17 protein-coding genes are annotated in these 12,553 nt (G+C 42.6%); 14 read left to right on the top strand and 3 right to left on the bottom strand.

Going from position 1 to position 12,553, the window contains the following annotated elements; translation table 11 throughout:
* Positions 1-92 precede the first annotated feature (92 nt).
* From HT696_RS04790 to HT696_RS04730, 13 genes are all read left to right on the top strand, one after another.
* Positions 93-878 carry an enoyl-CoA hydratase gene (locus tag HT696_RS04790; protein WP_173217951.1) on the top strand — a complete coding sequence of 262 codons (786 nt, stop codon included), beginning with the start codon at positions 93-95 and terminating at the stop codon, positions 876-878.
* A 93-nt stretch (positions 879-971) separates the two neighbouring features.
* Positions 972-1,406 (top strand): MarR family transcriptional regulator, encoded by a 435-nt coding sequence (locus HT696_RS04785; RefSeq protein ID WP_000386353.1) that lies wholly within the window; start codon positions 972-974, stop codon positions 1,404-1,406.
* Positions 1,406-2,380, top strand: a complete 975-nt coding sequence (locus tag HT696_RS04780; protein WP_173217949.1) for a beta-ketoacyl-ACP synthase III — start codon at positions 1,406-1,408, stop codon at positions 2,378-2,380. The genes HT696_RS04785 and HT696_RS04780 overlap by 1 nt, the downstream gene beginning before the upstream one ends.
* Before the next feature lie 58 nt (positions 2,381-2,438).
* Positions 2,439-2,663, top strand: coding sequence for an acyl carrier protein (locus tag HT696_RS04775; protein ID WP_000257838.1), 225 nt, complete (start codon positions 2,439-2,441; stop codon positions 2,661-2,663).
* A 116-nt stretch (positions 2,664-2,779) separates the two neighbouring features.
* Complete coding sequence (gene fabK, locus HT696_RS04770) at positions 2,780-3,754, top strand: enoyl-[acyl-carrier-protein] reductase FabK (RefSeq protein ID WP_112444397.1); 975 nt, start codon at positions 2,780-2,782, stop codon at positions 3,752-3,754.
* Positions 3,747-4,670 (top strand): ACP S-malonyltransferase, encoded by a 924-nt coding sequence (gene fabD, locus HT696_RS04765; RefSeq protein WP_173282753.1) that lies wholly within the window; start codon positions 3,747-3,749, stop codon positions 4,668-4,670. The genes fabK and fabD overlap by 8 nt, the downstream gene beginning before the upstream one ends.
* 40 nt (positions 4,671-4,710) lie before the next feature.
* The gene (gene fabG, locus HT696_RS04760; RefSeq protein WP_173217945.1) at positions 4,711-5,442 is read left to right on the top strand and encodes a 3-oxoacyl-[acyl-carrier-protein] reductase; all 732 of its coding nucleotides are present in this window, start codon (positions 4,711-4,713) and stop codon (positions 5,440-5,442) included.
* A 21-nt stretch (positions 5,443-5,463) separates the two neighbouring features.
* Positions 5,464-6,699 carry a beta-ketoacyl-ACP synthase II gene (fabF, locus tag HT696_RS04755; RefSeq protein WP_173253070.1) on the top strand — a complete coding sequence of 412 codons (1,236 nt, stop codon included), beginning with the start codon at positions 5,464-5,466 and terminating at the stop codon, positions 6,697-6,699.
* Positions 6,700-6,701: 2 nt separating this feature from the next.
* A complete protein-coding gene (gene accB, locus HT696_RS04750) occupies positions 6,702-7,187 on the top strand; it encodes an acetyl-CoA carboxylase biotin carboxyl carrier protein (RefSeq protein WP_173253071.1) in 486 nt (161 codons plus the stop codon).
* Complete coding sequence (gene fabZ / locus HT696_RS04745; protein ID WP_000565515.1) at positions 7,184-7,606, top strand: 3-hydroxyacyl-ACP dehydratase FabZ; 423 nt, start codon at positions 7,184-7,186, stop codon at positions 7,604-7,606. Before accB ends, fabZ begins: the two co-directional genes overlap by 4 nt.
* Positions 7,607-7,617: 11 nt before the next feature.
* Positions 7,618-8,985, top strand: coding sequence for an acetyl-CoA carboxylase biotin carboxylase subunit (gene accC / locus HT696_RS04740; protein WP_173282754.1), 1,368 nt, complete (start codon positions 7,618-7,620; stop codon positions 8,983-8,985).
* A gap of 36 nt (positions 8,986-9,021) precedes the next feature.
* A complete protein-coding gene (gene accD / locus HT696_RS04735) occupies positions 9,022-9,888 on the top strand; it encodes an acetyl-CoA carboxylase, carboxyltransferase subunit beta (RefSeq protein ID WP_173282755.1) in 867 nt (288 codons plus the stop codon).
* Positions 9,885-10,652 (top strand): acetyl-CoA carboxylase carboxyl transferase subunit alpha, encoded by a 768-nt coding sequence (locus HT696_RS04730; RefSeq protein ID WP_173282756.1) that lies wholly within the window; start codon positions 9,885-9,887, stop codon positions 10,650-10,652. Before accD ends, HT696_RS04730 begins: the two co-directional genes overlap by 4 nt.
* Before the next feature lie 219 nt (positions 10,653-10,871).
* Here HT696_RS04730 and nusB read toward each other — a convergent pair whose 3' ends face one another.
* The 3 genes from nusB to efp are packed head-to-tail and all read right to left on the bottom strand — an operon-like array spanning position 10,872 to position 12,261.
* On the bottom strand, positions 10,872-11,297 hold the full coding sequence (gene nusB, locus HT696_RS04725) for a transcription antitermination factor NusB (RefSeq protein WP_164226605.1): 426 nt from the start codon (positions 11,295-11,297) through the stop codon (positions 10,872-10,874).
* The gene (locus tag HT696_RS04720; RefSeq protein ID WP_050242198.1) at positions 11,290-11,679 is read right to left on the bottom strand and encodes an Asp23/Gls24 family envelope stress response protein; all 390 of its coding nucleotides are present in this window, start codon (positions 11,677-11,679) and stop codon (positions 11,290-11,292) included. The genes nusB and HT696_RS04720 overlap by 8 nt, the downstream gene beginning before the upstream one ends.
* A gap of 21 nt (positions 11,680-11,700) precedes the next feature.
* On the bottom strand, positions 11,701-12,261 hold the full coding sequence (gene efp / locus HT696_RS04715) for an elongation factor P (protein WP_173282757.1): 561 nt from the start codon (positions 12,259-12,261) through the stop codon (positions 11,701-11,703).
* 211 nt (positions 12,262-12,472) lie between these two features.
* On the opposite strand from efp, the gene HT696_RS04710 reads away from it, so the two are divergent.
* On the top strand, positions 12,473-12,553 hold an 81-nt coding region (locus tag HT696_RS04710), incomplete at its 3' end, for a helix-turn-helix domain-containing protein (RefSeq protein ID WP_173283299.1).

Here is a 12,553-nt window from a genome sequence, read left to right as displayed (position 1 = left end):
TCAGTAACCATACCTACGGCAAGGCGAAGCTGATGTGGTTTGAAGAGATTTTCGAAGAGTATAAACTGCTTATAAACTAAAAAGGAGTCCTGATGGAACACATTATTTATCAGCTTGAAGAGGATTTGGCAATTATTACTTTAAACCGTCCTGAGGTTGCAAATGGCCTTCATATTCCTATGTGTGAGGAGATTTTAGAAGCGCTGACTCTGGTAGAAGAGAATCCAGCTGTGCATTTTATCTTAATCAATGCCAATGGCAAAGTCTTCTCAGTTGGGGGAGATTTGGTAGAGATGAAGCGAGCAGTGGATGAGGATGATATTCCATCATTGACAAAAATCGCAGAATTGGTCAATACGATTTCCTATAAAATCAAACAAATAGCCAAACCTGTTTTAATGGAAGTTGACGGTGCTGTTGCAGGTGCCGCAGCGAATATAGCTGTTGCGGCAGATTTCTGTCTTGCAACGGATAAGGCTAAGTTTATCCAAGCCTTTGTTGGCGTTGGCTTGGCTCCAGATGCAGGTGGGATTCATCTCTTGAGCCGCAGTATCGGTGTGACGCGTGCTGCTCAATTAGCTATGACAGGAGAGGCTTTGACCGCAGAAAAAGCTCTGGAGTGGGGGCTAGTTTACCGTGTTTCCGAAGCTGATAAACTTGAAAAGACGAGAGAACAGCTTCTTAAAAAATTAAGACGTGGTTCAAGTAATTCCTATGCTGCCATTAAGAAGTTGGTTTGGGAGAGCCAATTTAAAGACTGGCAGGATTACGCTACTTTAGAACTGAATCTACAGGAATCCTTAGCTCAAACAGAGGATTTCAAAGAGGGAGTTCGGGCTCATTCGGAGAGAAGACGGCCTAAATTTACAGGAAAATAAAAAAATACTTGCATCATTCTTTGAACTTTGATATAATTCTCTTGTCAAATGTTTTGATTGTAAAAGTTTTTTTGAGAAGGAGGGATATGAAAAATGGACTACCAACGAATTAATGAATATTTAACATCTATATTTAACAATGTCCTTGTCATTGAGGAAGTGAGCTTGAGAGGTAGTCGTTTCAAGGATATCTCCATCAAAGAAATGCATACGATTGATGTGATTGGGAAATTCCCAGACGTGACACCAAGTCAAGTGTCAAAAGAGTTGATGGTGACTCTTGGGACAGTTACGACTAGTTTGAATAATCTCGAACGCAAGGGTTACATTGAACGCATTCGCTCAGAGCAGGATCGTCGTGTGGTGCATCTACATTTGACAAAGAAGGGTCGCTTGGTTCATAGGCTCCATAAACGCTTCCACAAGGCCATGGTTGAAAAAATCATTGATGGTATGAGTAAGGAAGAAATTGATGTTATGAGCAAAGGTTTGACCAATCTTTATCAATTTTTGGAGGATTTGAAATAATGGCTTTTGCAAAAATAAGCCAGGTTGCTCATTATGTGCCAGAGCAAGTGGTTACAAATCACGACTTGGCTCAGATTATGGATACCAATGATGAGTGGATTTCAAGTCGGACGGGAATACGACAAAGGCATATTTCAAGAACAGAATCTACCAGTGATTTGGCTACAGAGGTTGCTAAGAAACTGATGACAAAAGCTGGAATCACAGGGGAAGAGCTGGATTTTATCATCCTAGCCACCATTACTCCAGATTCGATGATGCCCTCTACAGCTGCTCGTGTCCAAGCTAATATTGGTGCTAATAAGGCCTTTGCTTTTGACCTAACAGCGGCTTGCAGTGGATTTGTATTTGCTCTTTCAACTGCTGAAAAGTTTATCGCTTCTGGTCGCTTTCAAAAAGGCTTGGTGATTGGTAGTGAAACCCTCTCTAAGGCAGTCGATTGGTCAGACCGATCAACAGCTGTATTGTTTGGAGATGGTGCTGGTGGTGTCTTGCTAGAAGCTAGCGAGCAAGAGCATTTCTTAGCTGAGAGCCTCAATAGCGATGGAAGTCGCAGCGAGTGTCTAACTTATGGGCATTCAGGCCTGCATTCTCCATTTTCAAATCAAGAAAATGCAGATTCATTTTTGAAGATGGATGGACGCGCAGTCTTTGATTTTGCTGTTCGGGATGTAGCCAAGTCTATCAAGCAGACCATTGTGGAATCTCCTGTAGAGGCGACAGACTTGGATTATCTGCTACTTCATCAGGCTAATGACCGTATTTTGGATAAGATGGCTAGAAAAATCGGTGTCGACCGAGACAAACTTCCAGCCAATATGATGGAATATGGCAATACCAGTGCAGCAAGTATCCCGATTTTACTTTCAGAGTGTGTAGAACAAGGTCTCATCCCTTTAGATGGTAGCCAGACTGTTCTGTTATCAGGCTTCGGTGGAGGCTTGACCTGGGGCACGCTCATTCTTACAATTTAGGTAATCATGTGGTGAACACATTGTTATAAAAAACTATTTATTTTAAAGGAGTCCTATCATGGCAGTATTTGAAAAAGTACAAGAAATTATCGTTGAAGAACTTGGAAAAGACGCATCAGAAGTAACACTTGAATCAACTTTTGATGATTTGGACGCAGATTCATTGGACTTGTTCCAAGTAATCTCAGAAATCGAAGATGCTTTTGATATCCAAATCGAAGCAGAAGATGACTTGAAAACAGTTGGTGACTTGGTTGCCTACGTTGAAGAGCAAACAAAATAAACAGAATATAGATAGAAGGAGTAGGGAAACCCGCTCCCTCTTGTTTAGGCAATAGTTTGATTGTCAAATTATGACGGTATCGAACTATTACGTAAGCAAGAAACGATGGAGGCACTATGAAAACGCGTATTACAGAATTATTGAATATTGAGTATCCTATTTTCCAAGGAGGAATGGCTTGGGTTGCTGATGGTGATTTGGCAGGGGCTGTTTCCAAGGCTGGAGGACTAGGGATTATTGGTGGGGGAAATGCCCCGAAAGAAGTCGTCAAGGCAAATATTGACAAGATTAAATCGTTAACGGATAAACCCTTTGGTGTCAACATCATGCTCTTGTCTCCCTTTGTGGAAGATATTGTAGACCTTGTTATCGAGGAAGGGGTTAAGGTAGTGACAACAGGCGCAGGAAATCCTGGTAAATACATGGAACGTTTCCATGAAGCGGGGATTACAGTTATTCCTGTTGTACCAAGCGTTGCCCTAGCTAAACGCATGGAAAAAATCGGTGCGGATGCTGTTATTGCAGAAGGAATGGAAGCTGGGGGGCATATCGGTAAATTAACAACCATGACCTTGGTGCGTCAAGTGGCTGCTGCTGTATCTATTCCTGTTATTGCTGCAGGAGGGATTGCGGATGGTGAAGGTGCTGCGGCTGGCTTTATGCTAGGTGCAGAGGCTGTTCAGGTTGGAACGCGTTTTGTCGTTGCAAAAGAGTCTAATGCCCATCCAAATTATAAGGCGAAAATTTTAAAAGCTAGAGATATTGATACTACGATTTCAGCTCAACACTTTGGACATGCTGTTCGAGCTATTAAAAACCAGTTGACTCGTGATTTTGAAAAAGCTGAAAAAGATGCCTTTAAACAAGAAAATCCAGATTTGGAAATTTTTGAACAAATGGGAGCAGGTGCCCTAGCCAAAGCAGTTGTTCACGGAGATGTGGATGGCGGATCTGTCATGGCAGGTCAGATTGCAGGGCTTGTTTCCAAAGAAGAAACCGTTGAAGAAATCCTAAAAGATTTGTACTATGGAGCAGCTAAGAAAATTCAAGAAGAAGCCTCTCGTTGGGCAGGAGTTGTAAGAAATGACTAAAACAGCCTTTTTATTTGCTGGCCAAGGTGCCCAGTATCTAGGTATGGGACGGGATCTCTATGATCAGTATCCGATTGTCAAAGAAACGATTGATCAAGCTAGTCAGGTACTCGGTTATGATTTGCGTCATCTCATCGATACAGAAGAAGAAAAACTCAATCAGACCCGCTATACGCAACCAGCTATTTTAGCGACTTCGGTTGCTATCTACCGTTTATTGCAAGAAAAGGGCTATCAGCCTGATATGGTTGCTGGTTTATCCCTTGGAGAATATTCTGCTTTGGTGGCCAGTGGTGCTTTGGATTTTGAAGATGCGGTTGCCTTGGTAGCTAAGCGTGGAGCTTATATGGAAGAAGCAGCTCCTGCTGGCTCTGGTAAGATGGTCGCAGTTCTCAATACGCCAGTAGAGGTCATTGAAGAAGCCTGTCAAAAAGCTTCTGAACTTGGAGTGGTTACTCCAGCCAACTATAATACACCTGCACAAATCGTGATTGGTGGAGAAGTGGCTGCAGTTGACCGAGCTGTCGAACTCTTGCAGGAAGCAGGTGCCAAACGCTTGATTCCTCTCAAGGTGTCAGGACCTTTTCATACCGCTCTCCTTGAGCCTGCTAGCCAGAAACTAGCTGAAACTCTAGCTCAAGTAAGTTTCTCAGATTTCACCTGTCCCCTAGTTGGTAATACAGAAGCTAAGGTCATGAAAAAAGAAGACATTGCTCAACTCTTGATGCGTCAGGTCAAGGAACCAGTTCGTTTCTATGAAAGTATTGCGGTTATGCAAGAAGCAGGCATAACCAACTTTATCGAGATTGGCCCGGGAAAAGTTTTGTCAGGCTTTGTGAAAAAAATTGATAAAACGGCTAAACTAGCCAATGTTGAAGATCAGGCTAGCTTGGAAGCCTTGCTAGAAAACAAGTAATCCCTTCTCCCATAAAGACAAGAGGAAACAGGAGAAAAGAATGCAATTAAAAAATAAAAATATCTTTATTACAGGTTCTAGTCGTGGTATTGGTCTTGCTATCGCCCACAAGTTTGCTCAAGCAGGAGCCAATATTGTTTTAAACAGTCGTGGGTCTATCTCAGAAGAATTGCTCGCTGAGTTTTCAAACTATGGTGTCAAGGTGGTTCCCATTTCAGGAGATGTATCAGATTTTGCAGACGCTAAGCGTATGGTTGAGCAAGCTATTGCAGATCTGGGTTCAGTAGATGTTTTGGTCAACAATGCAGGAATTACTCAAGATACCCTGATGCTCAAGATGACAGAAGTAGATTTTGAAAAAGTGCTTAAAGTGAATCTGACTGGTGCCTTTAACATGACACAATCAGTCTTGAAACCGATGATAAAAGCCAGAGAAGGTGCTATCATTAATATGTCTAGTGTTGTTGGTTTGATGGGAAATATTGGTCAAGCTAACTATGCTGCTTCTAAGGCTGGTTTGATTGGTTTTACCAAGTCTGTGGCGCGTGAAGTGGCTAATCGCAATATCAGAGTTAATGCTATTGCACCTGGAATGATTGAGTCCGATATGACAGCTGTCCTATCAGACAAGGTCAAAGATGCCATGCTGGCGCAAATTCCTATGAAAGCATTTGGGCAGGCAGAGCAGGTTGCAGATTTGACGGTATTTTTAGCAGGCCAAGATTATCTAACTGGTCAAGTGGTTGCCATTGATGGTGGCTTAAGTATGTAGCAGAAGCTAGAGGTGAAAAAGATGAAACTAAATCGCGTAGTAGTAACAGGTTATGGAGTAACATCTCCAATCGGAAATACACCAGAAGAATTTTGGAACAGTTTGACAACTGGAAAAATCGGAATTGGTCAAATAACAAAATTTGATCACAGTGACTTTGATGTGCATAATGCGGCAGAAATCCAAGATTTTCCTTTTGATAAATACTTTGTAAAGAAAGATACCAACCGTTTTGATAACTATTCTTTATATGCCTTGTATGCAGCTCAAGAGGCTGTTAATCATGCAGGTCTTGATGTAGAGACTCTTGACAAGGATCGTTTTGGTGTTATTGTGGCCTCTGGTATTGGTGGAATCAAGGAAATTGAAGATCAAGTGCTTCGTCTCAACGAAAAAGGACCAAAACGTGTGAAACCATTGACCCTTCCAAAAGCCTTGCCAAATATGGCTTCAGGAAATGTTGCCATGCGTTTTGGAGCAAACGGTGTTTGTAAATCCATTAACACTGCCTGCGCTTCATCAAATGATGCGATTGGGGATGCCTTCCGCTCGATTAAGTTTGGTTTCCAAGACGTTATGTTGGTAGGCGGTTCAGAAGCCTCTATCACACCTTTTGCTATTGCTGGTTTCCAAGCCTTGACAGCTCTCTCTACTACAGAGGATCCAACTCGTGCTTCTATCCCATTTGATAAGGATCGCAATGGTTTTGTCATGGGTGAGGGTTCTGGGATGTTGGTTCTTGAAAGTCTTGAACACGCTGAAAAACGTGGGGCTACTATCCTTGCTGAAGTGGTTGGTTACGGAAATACCTGTGATGCCTACCACATGACTTCTCCTCATCCAGAAGGTCAGGGAGCTATCAAGGCCATCAAACTAGCCTTGGAAGAAGCTGAGATTTCTCCAGAACAAGTAGCCTATGTCAATGCTCACGGAACGTCAACTCCTGCTAATGAAAAAGGAGAAAGTGGTGCGATCGTGGCTATGCTTGGTAAGGAAGTACCTGTATCATCAACCAAATCATTCACAGGACATTTGCTGGGTGCTGCAGGCGCGGTAGAAGCTATCGTAACAATCGAGGCTATGCGTCATAACTTTGTACCAATGACAGCTGGAACAAGTGAAGTATCAGATTATATCGAAGCCAATGTCGTTTATGGACAAGGCTTGGAGCAAGAAATTCCATACGCTATTTCAAATACTTTTGGTTTTGGTGGCCACAATGCAGTTCTTGCTTTCAAACGTTGGGAGAATAAATAACTATGAATTTAAACGATATTAAAGACTTGATGGCCCAATTTGACCAATCAAGTTTGAGAGAATTTTCTTATAAAAATGGGACGGATGAGTTACAGTTTAGCAAGAATGAAGCGAAACCTGTGCCTGAAGTTGCAGCTCAAGTCGCTCCAGCACCCGTTCTAGCAACACCGAGTCTAGTAGCTCCTACATCTACTCCAGCAGAGACTGTAACAGAAGAGCTTCCAGCTCCAGCTGAAACAAGTGTGGCTGCTGAGGGAAATCTTGTAGAGAGCCCACTTGTTGGGGTGGCTTACTTGGCTGCCGGTCCAGATAAACCTGCCTTTGTAACAGTTGGTGATAGTGTTAAAAAGGGTCAAACATTGGTGATCATCGAAGCCATGAAAGTCATGAATGAAATCCCAGCTCCTAAGGATGGTGTGGTAACAGAAATTCTCGTTTCAAATGAAGAAATGGTTGAGTTTGGTAAAGGATTGGTACGTATCAAATGATCGATATTCAAGGAATCAAAGAAGCTCTTCCCCACCGTTATCCTATGCTCCTCGTAGACCGTGTCTTGGAAGTGAGCGAGGATACCATCGTTGCCATCAAAAATGTGACCATTAACGAGCCTTTCTTCAACGGTCATTTTCCTCAATATCCAGTTATGCCAGGTGTTCTGATCATGGAAGCCTTGGCGCAAACAGCTGGTGTTTTGGAGTTGTCAAAACCTGAAAATAAAGGAAAACTGGTCTTTTATGCTGGTATGGATAAGGTCAAATTCAAGAAGCAAGTTGTACCAGGTGACCAATTGGTTATGACGGCAACGTTTGTAAAACGTCGTGGTACCATAGCTGTGGTTGAAGCAAAGGCTGAAGTGGATGGCAAGCTTGCGGCCAGTGGTACTCTTACCTTTGCAATAGGGAACTAAGGAGGTTCTCCATGTTTCGAAAAATTTTAATTGCCAATCGTGGTGAAATTGCGGTTCGTATTATCCGTGCGGCGCGTGAATTGGGGATTGCGACGGTGGCGGTTTATTCAACTGCTGATAAGGAAGCCCTTCATACGCTTTTGGCAGATGAAGCAGTTTGTATCGGTCCTGGCAAGGCAACAGAGTCTTATCTCAATATCAATGCGGTTCTATCAGCTGCAGTCTTGACAGAAGCAGAAGCCATTCACCCCGGTTTCGGATTTCTCAGTGAAAATTCCAAATTTGCAACCATGTGTGAAGAGGTGGGTATTAAGTTTATCGGTCCATCTGGTCATGTCATGGATATGATGGGGGATAAGATCAATGCGCGTGCTCAGATGATCAAAGCAGGTGTGCCTGTCATTCCAGGGTCGGATGGAGAAGTGCATAACTCTGAGGAAGCTTTGATTGTTGCTGAAAAAATTGGCTATCCTGTTATGCTCAAGGCTTCAGCAGGTGGAGGTGGTAAAGGGATTCGTAAGGTTGAAAAACCAGAAGACCTCGTTTCCGCCTTTGAAACTGCCTCTAGTGAGGCCAAGGCCAATTATGGCAATGGTGCCATGTACATAGAACGGGTTATCTATCCAGCTCGTCACATCGAGGTTCAAATCCTAGGAGATGAGCATGGGAATGTGATTCATTTAGGTGAACGGGATTGTTCTCTTCAACGGAATAACCAAAAGGTTTTGGAAGAAAGTCCTTCGATTGCAATCGGAAAAACGCTGCGTCATGAAATCGGTGCTGCGGCTGTTCGAGCGGCAGAGTCTGTTGGCTATGAGAATGCAGGGACCATTGAGTTTTTGCTTGATGAAGCAAGTAGCAATTTCTACTTCATGGAGATGAATACTCGTGTACAAGTAGAACATCCAGTAACAGAATTTGTTTCAGGTGTGGATATCGTTAAGGAACAGATTCGCATTGCGGCAGGTCAACCTCTGTCTGTTAAGCAAGAAGATATTGGCCTACGCGGTCATGCCATCGAGTGTCGTATCAATGCAGAAAATCCAGCCTTCAACTTTGCTCCAAGCCCAGGTAAGATTACCAATCTCTATCTGCCAAGTGGTGGAGTTGGCTTGCGCGTGGATTCAGCAGTTTATCCAGGTTATACTATTCCGCCTTATTATGATAGTATGATCGCCAAAATCATCGTACACGGCGAAAATCGTTTTGATGCCTTGATGAAAATGCAACGTGCCCTCTATGAATTAGAGATTGAAGGAGTGCAGACCAATGCAGATTTCCAGCTTGATCTCATTTCAGATCGCAATGTCATTGCTGGGGATTATGATACTTCCTTCTTGATGGAAACCTTCTTACCTAAATATCAAGAAAAAGAATAAAATGACTTCAAGAGTTTAAACCGAAAAGGGGAATCAATGGCTCTATTTAGTAAAAAAGATAAGTATATTCGAATCAATCCCAATCGTTCGGTTAGGGAAAAACCTCAAGCCAAGCCAGAGGTTCCAGATGAATTATTTTCCCAGTGTCCAGGCTGTAAGCATACCATTTATCAGAAGGATCTGGGAAGTGAGCGTATCTGTCCACATTGTAGCTACACCTTTCGTATTTCTGCCCAAGAACGCTTGGCTTTGACGATTGATATGGGAACCTTCAAGGAATTGTTTACAGGGATTGAAAGCAAGGATCCCTTGCATTTCCCTGGTTATCAAAAGAAACTGGCAACCATGCGTGAAAAAACAGGTCTGGATGAAGCCGTTGTGACAGGAACAGCTCTTATTAAAGGTCAGACTGTGGCTCTTGGTATTATGGATTCCAACTTTATCATGGCTTCTATGGGTACGGTTGTAGGGGAAAAAATCACTCGCTTATTTGAGTATGCGACTGTCGAACAATTGCCAGTTGTTCTCTTCACAGCCTCTGGTGGAGCCCGTATGCAGGAAGGAATCATGAGTCTCATGCAGATGGCCAAGATTTCTGCAGCAGTTAAACGCCATTCAAATGCTGGTCTCTTTTACCTGACCATTTTAACAGATCCAACGACAGGTGGTGTAACAGCTTCTTTCGCTATGGAAGGCGATATCATTTTAGCTGAACCACAAAGTTTGGTTGGTTTTGCTGGGCGTCGTGTCATTGAAAATACGGTTCGTGAAAGCTTACCTGAGGATTTCCAAAAGGCAGAATTCCTATTGGAACATGGCTTTGTGGATGCTATTGTCAAGAGAAGAGATTTGCCAGATACGATTGCTAGCCTAGTCAAATTGCACGGAGGGAGTCCTAGATGAATATTGCAAAAATAGTCAGAGAAGCGCGTGAGCAGAGTCGTTTGACAAGCTTGGACTTTGCGACAGGCATTTTTGATGAATTTATCCAATTACACGGTGACCGTTCTTTTCGTGACGATGGTGCAGTTGTTGGTGGTATTGGCTGGCTTGGAGACCAAGCTGTGACAGTGGTTGGTATCCAAAAAGGCAAGAGTTTGCAAGACAACCTCAAACGGAATTTTGGCCAACCGCATCCAGAAGGTTACCGCAAGGCCCTACGGTTGATGAAACAGGCTGAAAAGTTTGGCCGTCCAGTAGTGACCTTTATCAATACAGCAGGAGCCTATCCTGGTGTGGGAGCGGAAGAACGTGGTCAGGGAGAAGCTATTGCTCGCAATCTCATGGAAATGAGTGATCTGAAAGTTCCGATTATTGCTATCATTATCGGTGAAGGTGGTTCAGGTGGGGCTCTGGCTCTAGCAGTCGCAGACCGTGTCTGGATGCTGGAAAATTCTATCTATGCTATTCTCAGCCCAGAAGGCTTTGCTTCCATTCTATGGAAGGACGGCAGTCGTGCCATGGAAGCGGCAGAACTGATGAAAATCACTTCACACGAGTTGTTAGAAATGGACGTGGTGGATAAAGTGATTTCTGAAGCAGGACTTTCTAGTAAAGAACTGATTAAGAATGTTAAAAAAGAACTCCAAGCTGAGCTAGCCCTACTTTCACAAAAACCGCTAGAAGAGCTGTTAGAAGAGCGCTATCAACGGTTTAGAAAATACTAATACTCTTCGAAAATCAAATTCAAACCACGTCAGCTTCGCCCTGCCGTACTCAAGTACTGCCTACGGCTAGCTTCCTAGTTTGCTCTTTGATTTTCATTGAGTATAATTCTTTAGAATACATAAAAACTAGAACTGGCAGTCAGTTCTAGTTTTTATGTGGTTCTTACTCTGTATCAAGGATGAAGTAAAAGGTGCTAGGAAAACCAAACACCTTTTCGATTATTCATTTTCTTCAGTTACAAATTGACTAAGCAGTCCATTGATAAAACGGGCTGATTTTTGATCTGAAAAATTCTTGGCAAGTTCAATGGCTTCATTGACTGCTACCAGCTGAGGTGTATCAAATGATGTGATTTCAAAGATACCCAAGCGTAGTAAGTTTTTTTCGACTAAGGTTAAGCGTTCAACTGTCCAGCCTGACTTGAGGTGCTGGTTGATTTGTGTATCCAACTCTTCTTTTTGAGCTTGGATACCAGAAACCAAGTTTAGAAGAAAGGCTGGGATTTGCACATCTGCATCTTCACGGTCATGTGTGTAGGCAAAGCGACAAGCTGTTTCCATATCTGTTCCGAATTCAAGGCTCATAAGAGCTTGAAAAGCGCATTTACGAAGTTCACGTCTGGATTCTAATAGTGGACTAGTCATTGAGGAAGTCCTCGTCAAACAGATCTTTCAACTCAGGTTTTGGTGTTTTGTCTGGAACGATTCCCGCAACGTGAATATTGACAACAGAAAGTTCCACATCAGCCATATTACGAACAGCGTCCTTAACAGCTTTTTGGATAGCCATAGCAACTTTAGGTACTTTCACACCATACTCAAGGTAGAGATAAATGTCAGCAGTTAGCTCTTCGTTGCTTTCTTTTAAGTAGACGCCACGACCAAGAGAGAGTTTTGATAGGGTGTCAGATACGGATTTATTTGAAAATGAGTGGACACCATCAACTTTAGCAGTTGCGATAGCAATGATTTTTTCAAGTACACGTGGAGCGATAACGATTTCGCCAAATTGTTCTTCAATTCCCATAGAATGACCTCTTTCTAGAGATTAGGCACGAGAAACGTAAGTTCCTTCTGCAGTGTTGATGATCAATTTTTGTCCAGCTTCGATGAAGTCTGGAACGTTGACAACAAGTCCAGTTTCCAGAGTTGCTGGTTTACCAGAACCTGTAACAGTAGCACCTTTGATAGATGGTTGTGTTTCAGCGACTGTCAATTCAACAGTAGTTGGTACAGTGACACCGATTACTTCAGTTCCGTAGAATTGGATTTTCACATCCGAGTTTTCAAGGATGTAAAGCAATTCATTTTCAACGTTTACGACTGGGATTTCGTATTGATCGTAAGTTTCAGTGTTCATGAAGTAGGCAGTTTCATCCATTTTGTACAAGTATTGAGCTGGAACAGTTTCGATAATAGCTTGTTCGAATTTTTCTTCTGGACGGTAGCTTGTGTCAAATGTAGAACCAGTACGGACATCACGCAATTTCATACGCATGATTGTATTCCCTTTACCTGGTTTGTGGTGGCTAGCTTCCAAAACGCGGATCAATTTTCCGTCTGCAGTTTCAAATGTCATACCAGCTTTCAATTTGCTTGCTTCAATCATGTTTTTACCTCTTTAATAAATATTATTACTCTTCATTTTACCATAAAATCTTCTGGAAATAAAGCCAAAATAGTTATTGGGATTTGGTAGGAGCGAAAAGCTAACTTCTCAAAGTAACTTCCACTCGCCTAACCGAAGTGGAAATTAGTCTAAAACGGATTTTTATGGTGGAATTAAGTGTGAGACGTTTGAATTAGAAATGAGGTCTACTATGACAAAACATAAACACCTTACCCTTTCAGACCGTAATGATATCCAATTAGGTTTAGAGCGCGGTGAAACATTCAAAGCT

The sequence above is a fragment of the Streptococcus sp. 9903 genome, assembly GCF_013276625.1.
Lineage (GTDB): Bacteria > Bacillota > Bacilli > Lactobacillales > Streptococcaceae > Streptococcus.
Note: the sequence above shows the minus strand (reverse complement) of the source record. Positions and strands in the feature narration are given on the sequence as shown.